Consider the following 20,980-nt stretch of genomic DNA (forward strand, 5'->3'; position numbering starts at 1 on the left):
ATAACTTTAAATAAATGCGTCAAACCTCAACAATGATTACAGGCACATAAAGTGAAAAAACAAAGACCAGTCAATCTGCAACTCAATACGATAAGTTTTCCCCCTTCAGCTATAGTTTCTATTTTACATCGGGCAACCGGTGTCGCAATGTTCTTCGCTCTGATTTTCGTAATCTGGGCTTGGGCTGTATCTGTATCTTCCCTTGATGGGTTTAATACAGTGCAAGAAGTTATGGCAGGGCCCCTTGGTAAATTCGTGGCTATCGGTACTTTATCCGCATTGACCTATCATATCCTTGGCGGTATCCGTCACGTGATTATGGACATGGGTCATTGGGAAGAAATTCAGTCAGGTAATTTAAGCGCACAAGCCACTATTGGTTTGTGGGTGTTAGTGACTATCGTTATAGGAGTGATATTGTGGTAACGGAACAAGCGAGTTTGAAACGTAATGGAGTGCAAGATTTTGTTACTCTGCGTGCTACGGCACTTATCATTACCTTATTTTCTTTTTACATGACATATTTCTTTATCGCCACTCCTGTGGTGACTTTTGAAGTATGGAGAGATTTGTTCTCTAGCATATTTATGAAAGTTTTCACTTTCATTACGCTAGTCGCAATTATGTACCATGTAAGAATTGGTCTATGGCAAGTTTTAACCGATTATGTCAAGGCTCCAGGTTTAAGAGCAACGTTACAATATGTACTTAACATTATTGCTTTTGTTTATGTTGCAGTTGGTTTATTTGTTTTGTGGGGTGTGAAGTGAGTATTCCGGTTCATGAGTTCGATGCAGTAGTAGTAGGAGCTGGCGGCGCTGGAATGCGAGCAGCTTTACAAATTTCTCAATCAGGCAAGTCCTGTGCGTTACTTTCAAAAGTGTTTCCAACACGTTCACATACAGTGTCTGCCCAAGGCGGAATCACTGTAGCCTTAGGAAACGCCCATGAAGATAACTGGGAATGGCACATGTACGATACGGTTAAAGGTTCTGATTATATCGGTGACCAAGACGCTATCGAATATATGTGTAAGACTGGTCCTGAAGCGATCATTGAAATGGAAAATATGGGTTTGCCATTTTCTCGTTTTGAAGACGGTCGCATTTATCAACGTCCTTTCGGTGGTCAATCTCAAAACTTCGGCGGTGAGCAAGGCGCTCGTACAGCTGCAGCGGCTGACCGTACAGGCCACGCATTATTGCACTTGCTTTATCAGCAAAATGTTAAAAATAAAACAAAAGTATTCAGTGAATGGTATGCCCTTGATCTCGTCAAAAACCAAAATGGTGATGTAGTCGGTTGTACTGCTATTGACATTGAAAGTGGTGAAGTCGTTTACTTTAAATCTAAAGCGGTAGTATTGGCTACCGGTGGTGCAGGGCGTATATACGCTTCAACCACTAATGCACACATTAATACTGGCGACGGTGTTGGTATGGCATTAAGAGCTGGTGTTCCAGTTCAAGATATGGAAATGTGGCAGTTCCACCCAACAGGTATAGCCGGTGCTGGTACGCTAGTAACCGAAGGTTGCCGTGGTGAAGGTGGATACCTCCTTAATAAAGACGGTGAGCGTTTCATGGAACGTTATGCACCAAATGCTAAAGATTTGGCTGGTCGTGACGTTGTTGCCCGTTCAATGATGACTGAGATTCGTGAAGGTCGCGGATGTGAAGGTCCTTGGGGTACGCATATTAAACTTAAACTAGATCACCTAGGTAAAGACGTTCTAGAATCTAGATTACCAGGTATCCTTGAGTTGTCTCGTACGTTTGCACACGTGGATCCAGTTAAAGAGCCAATTCCAGTTATTCCAACTTGTCATTATATGATGGGTGGTATTCCAACTAATGTTGATGGCCAAGCTATCAGCATCGATAAAGATGGCAACGAAAAACCAATTGGTGGGTTGTTTGCCTGTGGTGAGATTGCATGTGTATCTGTCCACGGTGCAAACCGTCTTGGTGGAAACTCGCTATTAGACTTGGTTGTATTCGGTCGTGCCACTGGTCTTCACCTTGGTGAAGCTATCGATAAGATTGATTTTGCTGAAGCATCGCAAACTGATGTTGAAGAAGCGCTGGTTCGTTTCAATCGCTGGGAAAGCTCAGAAGTTGGTAAAGGCGAAGATCCAGTACAAATTAAGAAAGACTTACAGCAATGTATGCAGCTTAATTTCTCTGTATTCCGTGAAGGTGATGCGATGGCCGAAGGTCTTGCTGAATTGAAAGAAATTAGAGAAAGATTGAAATTCGCTCGTTTAGATGACAAGAGTAGCGATTTCAACACTCAACGTATTGAGTGTCTTGAACTAGATAACTTAATGGAAACTGCATTTAGTACGGCAGTTGCAGCGAACTTTAGAACGGAAAGTCGTGGTGCTCATAGCCGATTCGATTATCCTGACCGTGATGATTCACAGTGGTTATGTCACTCTGTTTATTTACCAGAGTCAGAATCAATGCTTAAACGTGATGTGAACATGACACCTAAATTACGCGAAGCATTTCCACCTAAAGCTAGAACTTATTAATTGGAGTAACGAAGATGAATCTTTCTTTCTCAATATATCGTTACAACCCGGATGTTGATAACGCACCACGCATGCAAGAATACTCGCTTGAAGTGGAAGAAGGGCAAGATATGATGGTGCTTGATGCGCTTATCGCCCTTAAAGAACAAGATCCTACGTTGTCATTCCGTCGCTCATGCCGTGAAGGTGTTTGTGGTTCTGATGGCGTAAATATGAATGGTAAAAATGGTTTGGCATGTATCACGCCGCTTTCCGCTTTAGGAAAAGGTAAAATTGTGGTTCGTCCATTACCTGGTTTACCAGTCGTACGTGATCTGGTCGTTGACATGAGTCAGTTCTATACGCAATATGAAAAAATTAAACCATTTTTGATCAATGACGACAATCATCCGCCAGCCCGTGAACATCTTCAACTTCCTGAAGAGCGTGCTAAGCTGGATGGCTTATATGAATGTATTCTATGTGCATGTTGTTCTACATCATGTCCGTCATTTTGGTGGAACCCTGACAAGTTCATTGGACCTGCTGGATTACTGCATGCTTATCGATTCCTAATTGATAGTCGTGACACAGCAACTGATGCTAGACTAAGTGATTTGGACGACGCTTTTAGCGTGTTCCGTTGTCACGGTATAATGAACTGCGTTAGTGTTTGTCCCAAAGGACTAAACCCGACGAAAGCCATCGGCCATATCAAGTCGATGCTACTACAACGGGCTGTTTAGTTTAGTCATTTAACACCAGTGGTGTTATTCGTGACAGCAAGTCTAAATAGCCATCCTTTGCAGGATGGCTTTTTTACTTAAAAAATCAAACCTTTTAGGTTTATTTACTTTTATTTTTTGGATATTTACGCATACTAGATATCCGGTTGTTAGCCTTACTTTTTAAAGGGACAATAATGCAACAAAGCGTGATGAAAGCATGGTGGGATTCTTCACACATGGCTGGCGGCAACGCTGCTTATATAGAAGAACTCTACGAAACATTTTTGGAAGACCCCAACAGTGTTTCAGAGCAGTGGCGAAGTATTTTCGAAAGCCTGCCTAAAGTAGAAGGCGTTGAATTAGATACCAACCATTCTTTAATTAGAGAACAATTTAAAGCGTTGGCAGCACTAGGCCCAGCGGCTAGAGCAACTAGCAGTGCACCTTCAAAAACTTCAACAAGTGATGATAAGCAAGTCAAAGTACTCCAGCTTATTAATGCCTATCGATTTAGAGGGCATCAACATGCCAATTTAGATCCATTGGATTTATGGAAGCAGCCTAGAGTTCGCGACTTAGAATTATCTCATCATAATTTGACCGAAAAAGATTTCGACACACATTTTAATGTGGGGTCTTATGCAATTGGTCAAGAAACGATGACATTGAAGGATTTATTCACTTCTTTAAATAGAACCTATTGTGGTTCTATTGGTTCTGAATATATGCACATAACGGATACCGAACAAAAACGTTGGTTACAACAACGTATCGAATCGGTACAGGCAAAACCTGAAATTAGTCGTGATGAAAAAATCAATATTCTTAAAGGCTTAGTTGCTGCAGATGGTATGGAAAAATACCTAGGTGCTAAGTTCCCTGGAGCTAAACGCTTTTCGTTAGAAGGCGGCGATGCTTTAGTACCTATGCTCAAAGGGTTAATCAACCACGCGGGTGAAAGTGGCGCTAAAGAAGTTGTTATTGGTATGGCTCACCGTGGACGATTAAACGTACTTGTGAACGTTTTAGGAAAAAATCCATCAGTTTTATTTGATGAGTTTTCCGGTAAACACGATGAATCGCTTGGCGCTGGTGATGTTAAATATCACGCTGGTTTTTCGTCTGATTTCGCAACCGGCGGTGGCAACGTTCATTTAGCGTTGGCATTTAACCCTTCACATTTGGAAATCGTAAACCCAGTTGTTATCGGTTCAGTAAGAGCGCGACTTGATCGCCGCAACTGTGCTGATGGTTCTACCGTACTACCAATTACTATTCATGGTGACTCTGCCATTGCTGGACAAGGCGTTGTGCAAGAGACATTTAATATGTCTCAGACACGGGGATTCAAAGTAGGTGGTACAGTAAGAATAGTGATAAATAACCAAGTTGGTTTTACCACTTCTAAAACTGAAGATACTCGTTCCACTCAATATTGTACTGATATTGCGAAGATGGTTCAGGCGCCTATTTTTCACGTTAACTCTGATGATCCTGAAGCGGTTTTATTCGTGACAAAATTAGCATTAGATTATCGCAACACATTTAAACGTGATGTGATGATTGACTTGGTATGTTATCGACGTCATGGCCACAACGAAGCCGATGAGCCGAATGCAACTCAGCCGTTGATGTACCAAAAAATTAAAAAGCATCCTGTGCCACGCGCATTGTACGCTGATCAATTAACGACTGAGGGCAGCATTGAAGCGCATGAAGTGGAAAAATTGGTCAGTGAATACAGAGCAGCGTTAGATCACGGTGCATGTGTTGTGCCTGAATGGCGTCCAATGACCGAGCACTCTGTTGATTGGACTCCTTACTTAGGGCACGATTGGACTGCTGAATATGACGCATCAATTGAGAAAGAAAGGTTACTTGAGCTAGGTCGCTCAATAGTTAAATATCCTGAAGAGTTCAAATTACAATCTCGGGTTAAGAAACTATATGGCGATCGTGAAGCCATGTTAAAAGAAGAAAAACTGATAGATTGGGGTATGGCAGAAAATTTGGCCTACGCTGATATAGTATCTAAAGGTACGAATATTCGTTTAACAGGGCAAGATTCAGGTCGCGGCACATTCTTCCATCGTCATGCTGTATTGCACAATCAAGTTGATGGGGCTGAGTTTATGCCTCTACAAAACATTGATGAATCTCAAGGTAAAATGGAAATCTACGACTCGGTTTTATCTGAAGCCGCAGTTGTCGCATTTGAATTTGGTTATGCAACCGCTGAACCTGGCACATTAACCATATGGGAAGCACAATTTGGTGATTTTGCCAACGGTGCGCAAGTGGTTATTGATCAGTTTTTAAGTTCTGGCGAAGCTAAGTGGGGACGTTTATGTGGTCTAACATTATTGTTGCCACATGGTTATGAAGGACAAGGTCCGGAACATAGCTCAGCTAGATTAGAACGTTTTCTACAATTATGTGCAGATCACAATTGGCAAGTTTGTGTGCCTTCTACACCTGCACAGGTTTACAATATGATCAGACGTCAAGCTATTCGTCCGATGCGTAGACCTCTAATCGTGATGTCACCAAAATCACTTTTACGTCATCCTTTGGCTGTTTCTAGTTTTGATGAATTGACCGATGGTATCTTCCATAATGTCATTGACGAAATTGATGAAATTAAGCCAGCTGACGTTAAGCGTGTTGTGATGTGTTCAGGTAAAGTATATTACGATTTGTTAGAACAACGTCGTAAAAATGAACAACACGATGTGGCTATAGTCAGAATTGAGCAACTTTACCCATTCCCAAGTGAGGAAATGGTGGCAAACATAACCAAGAAATACGCACATGTAAAAGATTGGGTATGGTGTCAAGAAGAACCACAAAATCAGGGAGCTTGGTATTGTAGCCAGCATCATTTCTGGGCATCTATCCCAGAAGGCGCAAAATTGACCTATGCGGGTAGAACTGCATCTGCTTCTCCTGCAGTTGGCTATAACGCGGTTCACAATCAACAGCAAAAAGCGTTGGTTGATGATGCACTTACTTTATAATTAGGAACCAGTATGACAATAGAAATTAAAGTACCGGTGCTACCAGAATCAGTAGCAGATGCTTCGATTGCCACATGGCATGTCAAAGTTGGTGACAAAGTCAGTCGTGATCAAAATCTTGTTGATATTGAAACCGACAAGGTAGTGCTAGAAGTTGTATCCCCAGAAGAGGGTATAATCACAGAAATTATGGATGCTGAGGGTGATACAGTCCTTGGTGAACAAATAATTGCAAAACTAGAAGAAGGCGATGGCGCTAGCAGTACTAAAGCATCTGCAGCTCCAGCCGCTAGTCAACCATCTACATCAAGTACAAAGGGTAAATCAGTGGAAATTAAAGTTCCTGTGCTGCCAGAATCGGTAGCTGACGCAACAATAGCAACATGGCATGTACAACCTGGGGAAGCTGTTTCTCGGGATCAGAATCTAGTGGATATCGAAACTGACAAAGTAGTGTTAGAAGTCGTTGCTCCAGCAGACGGTTCTTTGAGTGACATATTGGCACCTGAAGGCGAGACAGTTACTGGTGAACAAGTCATCGCTAATTTCATCGAAGGTGCGGGTGCTGCAGCCCCAACTGCTGCAGAGTCTGCAGAAGCAGAATCAGCAGAAGAAAATGATGCACTTAGTCCTTCGGTTAGACGTTTATTAGCTGAAAAAGGCGTAGACGCGGCTAACATCAAAGGTACTGGTAAAGGCGGACGTATCACTAAAGAAGATGTAGAAAAACATCTTAAAGGTGCTTCTAAACCTGCAGCCAAAGACGCACCAGCTGCGCCTGCTGCTTTAGTCGGTGAGCGCACTGAAAAACGTGTTCCAATGACTCGTTTGCGTAAAACCATTGCAACTCGTCTGTTAGAAGCGAAAAACTCTACTGCAATGTTGACAACATTTAATGAAATCAACATGAAGCCAATTATGGATTTGCGTAAGCAATACCAAGAAAGCTTCGAAAAGCGTCATGGTATTCGTTTAGGTTTCATGTCGTTTTATGTAAAAGCAGTAACTGAAGCGTTAAAACGTTTCCCTGAAGTAAATGCATCAATCGATGGTGATGATATTGTTTATCATAACTATTTTGATATCTCTATTGCGGTTTCTACTCCTCGCGGTTTGGTAACGCCAGTATTAAGAGATTGTGACGCATTGGGAATGGCAGGGATTGAAAGCGGTATTAAATCTCTTGCGCTTAAAGGTCGTGATGGCAAACTTGCTATGGATGATCTACAAGGTGGTAACTTTACTATCACTAACGGTGGTGTTTTTGGGTCATTGTTATCAACTCCAATTATTAATCCTCCACAAAGTGCGATTCTTGGTATGCATAAAATCCAAGATCGTCCAATGGCGGTAAATGGAAAAGTTGAAATTTTACCTATGATGTATTTGGCGTTATCTTATGACCACCGCATCGTTGATGGTAAAGAATCCGTAGGCTTTTTGGTTACGGTAAAAGAAATGCTAGAAGACCCAACTCGTCTATTATTGGACGTTTAAAACCTTGGTCTAAATCGAATTGATAGATGATAACGGAAGTTATCATCTATCCGAATGTCGGTATATTATCGACACCTTTAATCAAGTCGCTGATGTGCGGCTTTTATATTAAATTAAACGGATAGAAACACCATGAATTTGCATGAATATCAAGGTAAGCAATTATTCAAAGAATATGGCTTGCCAGTATCTGAAGGGTTTGCAACAGATTCTCCAGAAGAAGCTGCAGCGGCGGCTGATAAAATTGGCGGAAGCGAATGGGTAGTTAAGTGCCAAGTACACGCGGGTGGCCGAGGTAAGGCTGGCGGTGTTAAATTAGTTAAATCTAAAGACGAAATAAAAGCTTTTGCTGAAAAATGGTTAGGTAAGAACCTAGTTACATTTCAAACAGACGAAAACGGCCAACCAGTTAGCAAGATCTTAGTTGAATCTTGTACTGATATTGCCGATGAACTTTATTTAGGTGCGGTTGTAGACCGTACTTCTCGTCGTATCGTTTTCATGGCGTCTACTGAAGGCGGCGTTGAAATTGAAACTGTTGCTGAAGAAACACCTGAAAAGATTTTAAAAGCTGAAATCGATCCTATCGTTGGTGCTCAACCATACCAAGCTCGTGATATGGCATTTCAATTGGGCCTTAAAGGCGTACAAATTAAACAGTTCACGCAAATATTCTTAGGTTTAGCAAAAATGTTTGTTGACCTTGATATTGCCCTGATCGAAATCAACCCTCTAGTAATCAAAGCTGACGGCGACATTCATTGTCTAGATGCTAAAGTTGCTATCGATGGTAACGCAGCATATCGTCAGCCTAAAGTTAAAGCTATGCACGATCCATCACAAGATGACGCTCGTGAAGCTGAAGCCGCTAAATGGGAACTTAACTATGTAGCACTAGACGGAAACGTTGGTTGTATGGTTAACGGTGCCGGTCTTGCAATGGGAACTATGGATATTGTTAACCTTCACGGTGGCAAACCAGCTAACTTCCTTGATGTTGGTGGCGGTGCAACTAAAGAACGTGTAGCAGAAGCATTTAAAATTATTCTTTCTGACAGCAACGTTAGTGCAGTATTAGTTAATATTTTTGGTGGAATTGTACGTTGTGACATGATCGCTGAAGGTATTATTGGTGCAGTTAAAGAAGTAGGTGTAAACGTACCTGTAGTTGTACGTCTTGAAGGTACTAACGCTGAACTAGGACGTGAAGTATTAGCTGCTTCTGGCCTAGATATCATAGCTGCAAGCAGTCTAACTGACGCAGCTCAGCAAGTTGTTAAAGCTGCGGAGGGCAAATAATGTCTGTATTAATTAATAAGCATACTAAAGTTATCTGCCAAGGTTTTACTGGTGGTCAAGGTACTTTCCACTCAGAGCAAGCGATTGCTTACGGTACTCAAATGGTTGGTGGTGTAACTCCTGGTAAAGGTGGTACAACTCACTTAGATTTGCCTGTATTTAACACAGTACGTGAAGCTGTTGAAGCAACTGGCGCAACTGCTTCTGTTATTTATGTACCTGCTGCATTCTGTAAAGATTCAATTGTCGAAGCTGCTGATGCGGGCATCGAATTGATTATTTGTATCACTGAAGGTATTCCAACAATCGACATGTTGTTCGTAAAAGAATACTTGACCGTGAAGGGCGTTCGTATGATCGGTCCTAACTGTCCAGGTGTGATCACTCCTGGAGAATGTAAAATCGGTATCATGCCTGGCCATATCCATAAGCCTGGTAAAGTAGGTATTGTTTCTCGTTCTGGTACATTGACTTATGAAGCCGTTAAACAAACTACGGATGAAGGTTTTGGTCAATCTACTTGTGTAGGTATTGGTGGTGACCCTATCCCAGGTTCAAACTTCATCGACATCCTGAAATTGTTCCAAGAAGATCCAGAAACAGAAGCTATTGTTATGATTGGTGAAATTGGTGGTTCTGCAGAAGAAGAAGCTGCTGAATTTATCAAAGCTAACGTTACTAAGCCTGTTGTATCTTACATTGCTGGTGTTACTGCACCTGCTGGTAAGCGTATGGGTCACGCTGGCGCAATTATCGCCGGTGGTAAAGGTACAGCTGATGAGAAGTTCAAAGCACTTGAAGATGCCGGTGTTAAAACGGTTCGTTCACTTGCTGATATTGGTAAAGGGCTACGCGAAATTACTGGTTGGTAATCTGCGTTTAATTTGCTAGATAAAACCCGTCATTTGGCGGGTTTTTTTTATTTATTTTAGTCTAAAAAACGACCTTTTTATGGCTATTTAAAGTCGTCTAAAAAACACAAATATTTAACAATAATCTCGTTATTAAATAATATCCTGTTGTCTCAATGTTAATCATGATCTTGACTTTCCCTTTGCTATTATTGTGCCTAAATATGAGAGTAAATCTGTTTTAGTTACCTAGTAATCCATCTTCTCGTTCAAATATTATAAATAAATACAGAAGCTTAAGATCATTTCATTCGTTCCAACTTTCCTGATTAGATCTTCATTTTTAGCCAAAATCTATGCATCACTGCATTGAATACGTATGCACAGCATTGAGTGTTCTGTTAACACAGATGTAACATTGTATGATCGTAAATTTTGGTGTTATTGGCCAATCGTATTTAGATTGTCGATAAAATTTTCAAATAGAAACCACAAACGGGAACGGGAAACACACATGAAAAAATTCAGACCCAGTTTGATTACAACAGCTTTGCTTGCAAGCGGTATGACACTCACAAGTATAAGTGCCCTTGCTCAGGAAACAGAGTTGCAACAGCCTGATGCAAAGGTGGATCAAATCGAAAAAATAGAGGTTAAAGGATTCAGAACAAGTCTAATAAAGTCCCTTAACCAAAAGCGTTTCAGTGACACTGTTTCAGAGCAATTATCAGCTGATGATTTAGGTGGTTTACCAGATGTATCTATGGCAGATGCATTGACGCGTTTACCCGGTATTTCAGCGGTGAGAACGGGAGGGCAAGCTGCTGAAATAAATATCCGAGGATTATCTGGTGATTTTGTTTTTTCAACTTTAAATGGTCGAGAACAAGTATCCACTAGCGGATCTCGCTCAATCGAATTTGATCAATACCCGTCTGAATTAATTTCCTCTGCAGCGGTATACAAATCTCCCAAAGCATCCTTAATTGAAGGTGGAGTAGCAGGCACAGTTGAGTTGCAAACAGCTAGTCCATTGTCTATTTCAGAAGATTACAAGTTCAATATGAATGTGCGAGGCATGTATAACGATCGGGCAGGTGAAGTGTCCGATGCAGAAGAATTTGGTCACCGCATTAGTTTTTCTTTCCAAACTAAAATGCTAGATGACACTTTAGGGCTGGCGCTAGGTTACGCAAGGTTATTTCAGCCTAGTGTATCTACTCAGTTTATAGGTTTGGCCTACAATACTGAGCGTGATGTAGATTTCCTCGAAGGTGATGAGGAAAATTATGACCCTACCTCTGATGTGCCTAAAGATCAGCAATGTATCGAATGTGAATTCGTCAGCGAAGGATTCGAGATGCAGCACAAAGGTGGCGAAGAAACCCGTGATGGCTATATGGCCGCTATCGAATGGGCACCCACTGATAATTTTGTATTAAAAACCGATGCATTTTATTCCCGTTTCGATTCTGAGGAATTTGCCCGTGGTTTTCGAGTTAAGCTAGAACCAGGTACCGCAGTCATTACTAACCCTGTTGTGGATAATAATACGGTTATCGGCGGCACATTTAGTCGCGGTACAGATTCATTTACTCGTGTTGAGTTGGTGAATGATGACAATCAGGATTTTGATGAAATTCAGAATTTCGGATTAAATGCAGATTGGCAGGCTACGGATAATTTGAATATCAAAGCCGATTTTTCATATTCAAAGGCCAAAAGTGAATTTAGAAACGGTCTATTGTGGTCATTAGTAGGGGCCGAAGATGAAAGTGGAACGCCTCGATTTGATACCGATATTTCAATTTCATATTTGCTCAATGGATTGGATTTACCGGATATCGGCTTTAGTCAATTTGATGATTTTTCAGATGTAAATAATGTCTATGTGACCAAATATGGTATCTATCCTTATGAAAATGAAGATGAATTATTTGCATATCGTTTAGATCTTACATATGAAGTTGATAATCCATTTATTTCTTCATTTGAGGTTGGGGTTCGTTATTCAGATCGCGAATACTCTAATGATCGCTCAGTATATGAATATGGCAGCGACTCTTCATTTTCCGCCAGTCAACCACCTTTGGCGTTGAATGATCAGTTGGCTTCTGTGGTCAATTGGGAAGGGGATTTTGGTTATTTCCCAAGTTATCTCTCTGTGGATCTTGATAGCGCATTGTCAGCTTGGTTCCCCGAAGGAACACCACAGCCAGTTCAAACCTGGGGAGCAGGTCATCCTGGTGTGATCAACAGTCCAGGCGGCACTACTAATACGGCATGGTCGGTGTTAGAAAGTGGCGAAGTCTATGAAAAAGTGTTGTCTGCCTACATCATGGCAAATATTGACACTGAAGTCGGTGATTTACCCATTACAGGAAACATTGGTATTCGTCGTGTTGAAACAGAACAATCATCTACGTTTTTACAAGATGTAAGTCGCAGTATTCAAATTGAAGGGACTGATCCTGATACCGGAGAGACTATCTTAGTTGATGTAGTTATGGGAGATCCTGAGTTAGGTGCGCAGTTAATCACCGATGAAGTTGGCTTGATCAATAATTTTTACCGTCCAGAGTTGTTAGTTGATAAATACACAGACTATTTACCTTCGTTCAACTTGAATTTTAAATTGACCGAGCAAGACCAACTTAGATTTGCAGCGGCAAAAGTGATGGGTAGACCTCCGATTAATCGCTTATTCGCCAATTCAAATGTTCGTGTAGCTGATGTCAACGCGACTATGAATCCAGATTCTGGGGAAATTTCCGTTGATCGTGATGCCGAGCTATCCGGTAGTTCAACCAACAGCCCTTATTTACGTCCATTTTATGCTAATCAATATGATATCTCTTATGAGCATTATTTTGATGAAACCGACGGAGCAATTGTTGTCGCGTTATTTTACAAAGATATTAAGTCATTTATTAATGATTTTACCATCGACCCCTTTGATTTCGCTGGCAATGGCTTCCAAACCCCTTCTTCTATTGAAGTACCTGTGTTCTTAGATTCTGATGATCCAAGCGCCGAAGCAACGCAAGCCACAGATGCCAATGGTGAGCCATTGTTCATTACGGTTCCAACCACGAATGGACCCTACACAACGGCCGTTAACAATAGAGAAGGCGGTTATATTCGTGGTATCGAATTGGCTTACACCCAAGTTTATAGCTATTTACCTGCACCTTGGGACGGCTTAGGGGTGAGTGCGAGTTACTCCTACACTGAAAGTGAAATTCAATTTCAAACCAATTTAGGTGGGACAAGTGTTCCGCAACAATTACCCGGATTATCTGAAACGGTAGTAAATGGCACACTTTTCTGGGAATACGAAGACTTCGAAACTCGCGTGAATGTGCGCTGGCGTGATGCGTTTGTCTCAAAACAAGTTGCTGTAAATGAGCAAATTGTTAACTTCGATGACGAACTCATTATTGACTATCAAGCATCATACGACATCAATGACAATCTAGGTGTGTTGTTTCAAATTAATAATCTAACGGATGCACCCACCAAAAGTTATTTCGGTCGAGAATCTCAAACCGGCACTATTCAATACTTTGGAACCCAATACTTCCTTGGGGTGACGTACTCGCTATGAAACTAACCAAACTTTTTAAATCGAATCGTCGCTGTCAAAAGAAAATAACATTGGAGTATAGACCTATGTTTACTAATTTAAGCGCATTAATAAAGATGATGCTGCTAGCAACCGCACTGATTTTAACTGGCTGTGGTGGAGCTGATGTTAAATCGGGAAGCAATAACTTGCTGACCTGTAGTGTCCCTAATGTACCTAATTCAACGGGCACTGCATGCGTGGCACCACCGCCGATTCAGTGTGATGCGCCCACTGTACCTAATGAGACCAATGATGCCTGTGTGGTGGGAGCTGACCCAACTGCTCCTGAACCTATGGTGACCCCGGAAGCGGATCAGGCGGTTTTGTATTATAACCGAGCAGCGGTAGGAGCGGATAATTCCTCTACTGATCCCTCCTATGAAGGCTATCGTTTACACACGTGGAATAATGATACTTGTAGTGCATATGCTGACTCTGATACCGATTGGGCTAATGGTCGCGTGCATGACGGAGTGGATCCTAATTATGGTGCATATTGGGTTATTGATCTTGTTGAAAACTACGCGGGTAGCGCAGGAGCGTGTGGAAACTTCATTATCCATATTGGGACTGATGACGCCGGTAAAGAAATGGGCGGCTCAGATAAAAGAATGCCGCTGTCTCAAGATGATCCCAAATTCGCACGCATGAATTTTACGTTCTCTGGTGAAGAGGCCGTATTCGAGTATCCGATCGTTTCGCTCGGTCCTCAACCAGTTAAAATTGAAGGCCAACAAGCTCACTGGCTAGACGTTAATACCTTACTTTGGGATACCAGTGACGCGGTTGCTGTGGTGAAGTTACATTATTCGGCTGATGCTGATTTGGTCGCTTCTTTAGAGACTGGTTTAAATGGTACTGCTATCGAATTGACGGCAACTGACTTAACCGATGAACAGCAAGCCATTGCCCCTCATTTAGCGAATTTAGGCGCGTTTTATGGTGATTGGTCTGTAGAGGATGCTAAATCTGTATTTAAAACCCAAGCCGTTTTGGCCGGTTATAACGCTGAGGGACTGATAGTTGCTGCAACGGGTATTCAAATGGCCAATGCAATTGATCAGGTGTATACGTCAGGGGATATGGATGCGGATGAAGCAACGCTAGGTCCAATCTATGATGGCGATACAATCACTGCTTCAGTATGGGCGCCAACTGCGCAAAATGTACAATTAAAACTGTATAACCAGGACAAAACACTGGCGTCAACCATACCTATGTCAGTAGATGATGATACTGGTGTTTGGTCGTATACCGGCGGTGCGGAATTAGATCGACAATTATACCGATATGAAGTGACTGTTTATCATCCAAAGGCAAGCGGCATACAGGTATTAAATGTCACTGACCCTTATTCGGTTAGTCTTTCCACAAATAGTCGCTTTTCTCAATTTGTGAATTTGCAGGATGATGATCTTAAACCGGATGGGTGGGATTCACATGTGATTCCTACTATTGAAAATTTTGAAGAGGCGGTCATCTATGAAGGGCATATTCGCGACTTTAGTGTGCGTGACCAAAGTACTTCGGCAGCTAATCGTGGCAAGTACTTAGCCTTTACTGAAGACGGCAGTTTGCCCGTAGAGCATTTACGCAAGTTAGCTGAAGCGGGTGTCACTCATTTCCATTTATTACCCGCTAACGATATTGCTTCAATCGAGGAAGACACAACTAAAGTCGTGGATTTAAACAGTACTTTTGGTCAACTTTGTCGTTTAAATACCAGTGCCGATATTTGTAAAGATGGCTCAATTAGTGAAGATATGACCTTAGCTGAGCTATTTGAAAGTTTTGGTGTTGGGGAAGGGCAAAAAGCCCAAGAGTTGACTCAAGCTATGCGTAATCACGACCAGTTTAATTGGGGGTACGATCCGTTTCACTTTAATGCGCCAGAAGGTAGCTATTCCTCTGACCCTGAAGGGGTTGCTCGGATTAAGGAAATGCGCGCAATGAATATGGCATTGCATGGGCTAGGATTGCGTGTGGCACTGGATGTTGTATACAACCATACCAATGCGTCAGAACTCAGCACAAAATCTGTCTTAGATAAAGTTGTTCCTGGGTATTACCACAGGTATGCAGTAGATACTGGCGCGATTATTCGTGAAACCTGTTGCGATGATACAGAACCCCGCAATGTGATGATGGAAAAATTAATGCAAGACTCACTTACGTTGTGGGCGTCTGAATATAAGTTTGATTCTTTCCGTTTCGACATTATGAGTCAAGCCAGCAAAGATACGATGGTACGGTTGTTTGAAGCGGTTAAAAGTGTGGATGAAGATACTTATTTCTATGGTGAAGGCTGGACTCGTGAAGATCGTGGTTACGAGCAAGCGAATCAAGGGAATATGGCTGGTACAGAAATAGGTACATACAATGACCGAATACGTGAAGCGGTTCGACAAGGTCACATCTTCAAGCGCGAAGCTGATAATGCCGCGATGCTCGACCAGGATAGAATTAAAATGTCATTGGCAGGCACCTTAACTGATTACGTCCTGGAAGATTTTAATGGTGTTGCTTCTACCACTAGCAGCATTGGTGGCTACGCGACAGATCCTGCTGATATTATCAATTATGTATCTAAGCATGATAATGAAACCTTATGGGATAATTTCCAATATACCTTGCCTGATGACTTAACATTGGCAGAGCGTGTGCGTGCTCAAAATGTAGGTGCTACTTTACCACTCATGTCTCAGGGTATCCCGTTCTTACAAATGGGCGGTGATTTCCTACGCTCTAAATCAATGGACCGCAATACCTATGATGCTGGAGATTGGTTTAACTACGTAGATTTCAGCATGCAATCGAATAACTGGAATGTTGGTCTACCATTAGCCGAGGACAATCAAGATAAATGGCAGCAAATGCAAATTTTCTTTGCTGCACCTGAACGTGCTGCAAGCATGACTGAAATTGAATTTGCTTCTGCAATATTTGATGAGATGTTAATGATACGCTCGGGCAGTCCTTTGTTTAGATTAACCTCTGGCGAACAGATAATAGACCGTCTTGGGTTTCACAATATAGGTCGCCGTCAAACTAACGGTTTGATTGTGGTGAGTATTGATGATGGAGTATCTGCCGATCCTGATATGCCCAGAGCTGATCTTGATCCTATGGTCGATGCTTTAGTGGTGGTAGTTAACACCAGCTACGAAGAGCAAAGCCACACTGTCCCAACTGCTACTGATTTTGAATTGCACAATGTGCAAATGGCTTCTACAGATCCTGTGGTTCGCGGCGCTTATTTTACTGCAGGTGAGGGAGAGGGGACCTTTACGGTGCCAGCCTTAACCACTGCTGTGTTTGTTAAACCACAAATGGGCGCTCAAGGCACAGGCTTATCTGCTTACGCCACATCAGGTGCTCCTGATGTTGTACCCTACGGCAGTACTTCCGTGTTTGTCCGCGGTGGATTCAACGGTTGGGGGGAAAGTAATAGCATGAACTATGTCGGTGACGGTATTTATGAAGCTGTTATCGCTGTTGCTGCCGGAACTTATGAATTCAAAGTGGCGTCTGCCGATTGGTCTACAGTTGATTTTGGTTCTTCCGATCAAGTTGTGTTGTTAGGAGATGAAAAAACCTTATCAAGAGGCGGTTCGAATCTACAATTGACACTAACCCAAGACGCTACCTTGAAATTTGTTATTGATGCAAGTGACTCAGAAGCTCCTGTATTTAGTGTTGATCACGAAGAACCTTTCTTCGGAACAACGGTATTTGTTCGTGGCGCTATGAATGGTTGGAGTGAAGATAACCCAATGTCTTATGATGTTGGCGGTATCTACACTACTACAATGAATATTGCCGCCGGAGATTACGAGTTTAAAGTGGCATCAGCTGATTGGTCGACTGTTGATTACGGTAGTGCCGAGGCAAATACTTCTATCGTAATTGGCCAACAAAAGTTTTTAGCTAAAAGTGGTAGTAATCTAGCGCTAACGATTGAGCAGGAAGGTGAATATAGCTTTGTTTTTGATGTAAGCAATATTGAGGAACCCACTGTTTCTGTGTTTTCTACGGAGTTTTTTGCAGATACGTCTGTTTATATTCGAGGTAGCATGAATGGGTGGGGCGAAGTAGATGTATTAAGCTACGACGGTGCTGGAGAATACTCCGTGCAAATTAACCTTGAAGCTGGAAGCTATGAATTTAAAGTGGCTTCTGCTGATTGGTCTACTGTTAATTTAGGTGCTGCAGAAGAAAGTACTTCAATCGATTTAGGGACACCCTTAGGCCTGTTTTATAATGCGAGTAATTTAATGTTAGAAATTGAGAGTGCAGGTTTGTATCAATTTAAGGTGTCAGGACCTGACCCTGAAGCGGCTGTGGTAACAGTGACCGCGGTGGAATAACACTATATAAATTTATGAGCAGCTAGCCGCGCTATCTATCGTCTTATTACTATAATATGAGACTTTATTTAGCGCGTTTTTTTACTTTCTGCAACAAGTTAAAGCCGTTATATCTACTTCTTACATCCACATGATTCACGCTGAATCACTTCTACTTGCATGGATTGTGTCTTAGGTTCTTCGCCGTTTATAAGCGACAATAGACTGGCGACTAATAATTCACCTGCACGAATCGTGTTTTGCGAAACGGTAGTTAATGCAGGGTGAGTGAATCGTGATACCGGAATATTATCATAGCCTACGACTGCAATATCATTGGGGATGTGTCTACCTAAATCTTTACAGGCTTGCATTACGCCAATCGCAATTAAATCACTGGCACAACAGATTGCATCTATTTCTGGACTAGCGGTCAAAAGTTGTTTGGCGGCATCATACCCAGAGTTTTCAGTAGAAAATGCTTCAACTTGGTAGTTTTTATCTACTTTCAGCTGGGCATCTTTTAACGCTTGGCAATGACCTAAGTAACGGGCCTGAAATTCAGGGGCATGGTTATCTGCGCCACCAACAAAGCCAAAGGTTTTACGTCCAGACTTAATCAAGTGTTGTGTCACATCAAATCCGCCTTGGTAGTTGTCACAGCCAATGGAAAGTCCAGGGTGAGCTTTATCTTCGGCTCCCCATCTGACGAAATGGGTTTGTTGTTCTTCCAGCTGAGTTAACTTATCTCGATAATCAACAAAATCGCCGTACCCCAGTAAAATGATACCATCGGCTTTATTCGTGTCTTCGAATTCGGCGTGCCAGTCATCACTCATATTCTGAAAAGATATGAGCAGATCATAACCTGCATTTGAACTTGCTTTGGTAATACTGCCTATCATCGATAAAAAGAACGGATTAATTAGAGAGTCATCGGTGGTCAGATCTTCAAACAATAATAAGGCTAGGGTTCTACTTTGTTGTTGGCGTAAATTACTCGCATTTTTATCCACCTTGTAATTTAGCTCAGTGGCTATCGCTTTGATTTTATCTCGAGTTTGTTGGTTAACCAGAGGGCTATCCCGAAGGGCTCTGGAAACAGTAGATTGTGATACGCCGGCGAGGTGGGCAATATCAAAAGAGGTCGCTTTTACTTTCATAGTGGTAACTTTTTATTATTCTTTAGCGATGCTGGTAAATGGAAAACCTTATATTCGTTACTTTTATACACCAGCTTTCAGGTGAATGCTTTATAAATTATTTGATTAAAAAGATTTTGCCTTTGTATCAAAGTGCTATAATGCCTTCTTTTTTCGTGTCTAATACATGTGTTACAGGGGAACTATTAATGGCCGAGACAGACATTCGTCCGACCAACTTTATACGTCAAATTATTGATAAAGATTTGCAAGCAGGGTTGCACCAACAAATACATACTCGTTTTCCGCCTGAGCCTAATGGTTATCTGCATATAGGCCACGCGAAATCGATATGTCTGAATTTTGGCATTGCACAAGATTATCAAGGCACCTGTAACCTCAGGTTTGATGATACCAATCCAGATAAAGAAGACATCGACTATGTCAATTCAATCAAGAACGATGTTCAATGGTTGGGGTTTCATTGGGAAGGCGATGCCCGTTATTCTTCAAACTATTTTGATCAGTTGCATGCTTATGCCACGCAATTGATAGAAAAAGGCTTGGCATATGTAGACTTTTCTAGTCAAGAAGCGATGCGAGAAATGCGTGGTACGCTAACTCAGCCTGGACAAAATAGTCCTTATCGTGACACCACAATTGAGCAAAACTTAGCTGAGTTTGGCAAAATGACAGCCGGAGAATATGCTGAAGGCCATTGTGTTTTGCGGGCTAAAATTGATATGACTTCCGCATTCATGTGTATGCGTGATCCGGTTATTTATCGCGTTAAATTTGCCCATCATCATCAAACGGGTGATAAGTGGTGTGTTTATCCAATGTACGATTTTACCCATTGTATATCTGATGCCATTGAAGGGATTACCCATTCACTATGTACGCTAGAGTTTCAAGATAATCGTCGTTTGTATGATTGGGTTATTGACAATATCGATATTCAATCACAACCACGTCAATACGAATTTTCACGCTTAAACCTAGAATATACGGTTTTAAGTAAGCGTAAACTGATTCAATTAGTTGAAGAAGATTTTGTTAACGGTTGGGATGACCCGCGGATGCCTACTATCGCTGGATTACGTCGAAGAGGGTATACACCTGCTTCAGTGCGTGAATTCTGTAAGCGTATTGGCGTGACCAAAATGGATAATATGGTCGAAATGGGAATGCTTGAAGCCTGTATACGTGAAGATCTTAATGAAAATGCCAATCGCGCTATGGCAGTATTAGCTCCCGTTAAGATCGTGATTGAAAATTATCCTTCTGATCAGGTTGAAGAACTTACCGCAGCTAATCATCCTAATGATGAAAGTAAAGGAACTCGCACTATTCCGTTTACTCGAGAAGTGCTAATCGAAGCCGATGACTTCCGTGAAGAAGCGAATAAGAAATTTAAACGCTTAGTATTGGGTAAAGAAGTGCGCTTGCGCAATGCCTATGTGATTAAAGCTGAGCGAGTTGAAAAGAATGACGCAGGGGAGGTCACAACGATTTACTGTAGTTATGATCCCGATACCTTAGGTAAAGACCCTGCTGATGGACGCAAAGTAAAAGGAGTAATTCATTGGGTAAGTGCGAGTAAAGCCTTACCGGCTGAAATACGACTTTATGATCGTTTGTTCACGGTGCCTAATCCTGCAGCTGAAGAAAACTTTGTTGATTGTATCAACCCTGATTCTTTAATTGTGAAAAATGGATGGGTAGAGCCAAGCTTATTAGATGCTGAAATAAATCAAACCGTACAATTTGAACGTACGGGGTATTTCTGCAAAGACAAGGACAGCAATGAATCTAATCTAGTATTTAACCGTACAGTGGGTTTACGTGATACTTGGGCTAAAATCGGCGATTGATTTTGTTTCAACGTCAGTATTAAAAGTGCGGCTTTCATTAGCCGCACTTTTGTTTTTGAACCTTCGCTTAAACTCATTTTCAT

Annotated in this window: 12 protein-coding genes; 11 read left to right on the top strand and 1 reads right to left on the bottom strand. The window is 41.8% G+C overall.

What is annotated here, in order from left to right:
- Positions 1 to 51 precede the first annotated feature (51 nt).
- The 10 genes from sdhC to VUI23_RS09700 all read left to right on the top strand — a co-directional run bounded on the left by sdhC (position 52) and on the right by VUI23_RS09700 (position 17,902).
- A complete protein-coding gene (sdhC, locus tag VUI23_RS09655; protein ID WP_216046427.1) occupies positions 52 to 426 on the top strand; it encodes a succinate dehydrogenase, cytochrome b556 subunit in 375 nt (124 codons plus the stop codon).
- On the top strand, positions 420 to 770 hold the full coding sequence (gene sdhD / locus VUI23_RS09660) for a succinate dehydrogenase, hydrophobic membrane anchor protein (RefSeq protein ID WP_216046428.1): 351 nt from the start codon (positions 420 to 422) through the stop codon (positions 768 to 770). Before sdhC ends, sdhD begins: the two co-directional genes overlap by 7 nt.
- Entirely contained in the window at positions 767 to 2,536 is a 1,770-nt protein-coding gene (gene sdhA / locus VUI23_RS09665; RefSeq protein ID WP_216046429.1) for a succinate dehydrogenase flavoprotein subunit, read from the top strand. The genes sdhD and sdhA overlap by 4 nt, the downstream gene beginning before the upstream one ends.
- Before the next feature lie 14 nt (positions 2,537 to 2,550).
- Complete coding sequence (locus VUI23_RS09670; protein ID WP_216046430.1) at positions 2,551 to 3,261, top strand: succinate dehydrogenase iron-sulfur subunit; 711 nt, start codon at positions 2,551 to 2,553, stop codon at positions 3,259 to 3,261.
- Positions 3,262 to 3,437: 176 nt separating this feature from the next.
- Positions 3,438 to 6,260, top strand: a complete 2,823-nt coding sequence (sucA, locus tag VUI23_RS09675; protein ID WP_216046431.1) for a 2-oxoglutarate dehydrogenase E1 component — start codon at positions 3,438 to 3,440, stop codon at positions 6,258 to 6,260.
- A 12-nt stretch (positions 6,261 to 6,272) separates the two neighbouring features.
- A complete protein-coding gene (gene odhB / locus VUI23_RS09680) occupies positions 6,273 to 7,757 on the top strand; it encodes a 2-oxoglutarate dehydrogenase complex dihydrolipoyllysine-residue succinyltransferase (protein ID WP_303501040.1) in 1,485 nt (494 codons plus the stop codon).
- A 132-nt stretch (positions 7,758 to 7,889) separates the two neighbouring features.
- Entirely contained in the window at positions 7,890 to 9,056 is a 1,167-nt protein-coding gene (gene sucC / locus VUI23_RS09685; RefSeq protein WP_216046433.1) for an ADP-forming succinate--CoA ligase subunit beta, read from the top strand.
- The gene (gene sucD / locus VUI23_RS09690) at positions 9,056 to 9,928 is read left to right on the top strand and encodes a succinate--CoA ligase subunit alpha (RefSeq protein WP_216046434.1); all 873 of its coding nucleotides are present in this window, start codon (positions 9,056 to 9,058) and stop codon (positions 9,926 to 9,928) included. The genes sucC and sucD overlap by 1 nt, the downstream gene beginning before the upstream one ends.
- A gap of 493 nt (positions 9,929 to 10,421) precedes the next feature.
- Complete coding sequence (locus tag VUI23_RS09695) at positions 10,422 to 13,514, top strand: TonB-dependent receptor (RefSeq protein ID WP_342808059.1); 3,093 nt, start codon at positions 10,422 to 10,424, stop codon at positions 13,512 to 13,514.
- A gap of 65 nt (positions 13,515 to 13,579) precedes the next feature.
- Positions 13,580 to 17,902, top strand: a complete 4,323-nt coding sequence (locus VUI23_RS09700) for an alpha-1,6-glucosidase domain-containing protein (RefSeq protein WP_342808060.1) — start codon at positions 13,580 to 13,582, stop codon at positions 17,900 to 17,902.
- A 113-nt stretch (positions 17,903 to 18,015) separates the two neighbouring features.
- On the opposite strand, the gene VUI23_RS09705 is transcribed toward VUI23_RS09700, so the two are convergent.
- On the bottom strand, positions 18,016 to 19,044 hold the full coding sequence (locus tag VUI23_RS09705; protein WP_216046437.1) for a LacI family DNA-binding transcriptional regulator: 1,029 nt from the start codon (positions 19,042 to 19,044) through the stop codon (positions 18,016 to 18,018).
- A gap of 188 nt (positions 19,045 to 19,232) precedes the next feature.
- Here VUI23_RS09705 and glnS point away from each other — a divergent pair, with 188 nt between their 5' ends.
- Positions 19,233 to 20,897, top strand: coding sequence for a glutamine--tRNA ligase (gene glnS, locus VUI23_RS09710; RefSeq protein ID WP_342808061.1), 1,665 nt, complete (start codon positions 19,233 to 19,235; stop codon positions 20,895 to 20,897).
- Positions 20,898 to 20,980: the final 83 nt, after the last annotated feature.

Source organism: Alteromonas sp. M12 (genome assembly GCF_037478005.1).
GTDB classification, from domain to species: domain Bacteria; phylum Pseudomonadota; class Gammaproteobacteria; order Enterobacterales; family Alteromonadaceae; genus Aliiglaciecola; species Aliiglaciecola lipolytica_A.

Bases quoted from the DNA above. Each gene is read 5' to 3' on its own strand.
- sucA (WP_216046431.1), top strand. From the start codon at position 3,438: ATGCAACAAAGCGTGATGAAAGCATGGTGGGATTCTTCACACATGGCT.
- sucC (WP_216046433.1), top strand. From the start codon at position 7,890: ATGAATTTGCATGAATATCAAGGTAAGCAATTATTCAAAGAATATGGC.
- odhB (WP_303501040.1), top strand. From the start codon at position 6,273: ATGACAATAGAAATTAAAGTACCGGTGCTACCAGAATCAGTAGCAGAT.
- glnS (WP_342808061.1), top strand. From the start codon at position 19,233: ATGGCCGAGACAGACATTCGTCCGACCAACTTTATACGTCAAATTATT.
- VUI23_RS09695 (WP_342808059.1), top strand. From the start codon at position 10,422: ATGAAAAAATTCAGACCCAGTTTGATTACAACAGCTTTGCTTGCAAGC.
- VUI23_RS09670 (WP_216046430.1), top strand. From the start codon at position 2,551: ATGAATCTTTCTTTCTCAATATATCGTTACAACCCGGATGTTGATAAC.
- VUI23_RS09705 (WP_216046437.1), bottom strand. From the start codon at position 19,044: ATGAAAGTAAAAGCGACCTCTTTTGATATTGCCCACCTCGCCGGCGTA.
- VUI23_RS09700 (WP_342808060.1), top strand. From the start codon at position 13,580: ATGTTTACTAATTTAAGCGCATTAATAAAGATGATGCTGCTAGCAACC.
- sucD (WP_216046434.1), top strand. From the start codon at position 9,056: ATGTCTGTATTAATTAATAAGCATACTAAAGTTATCTGCCAAGGTTTT.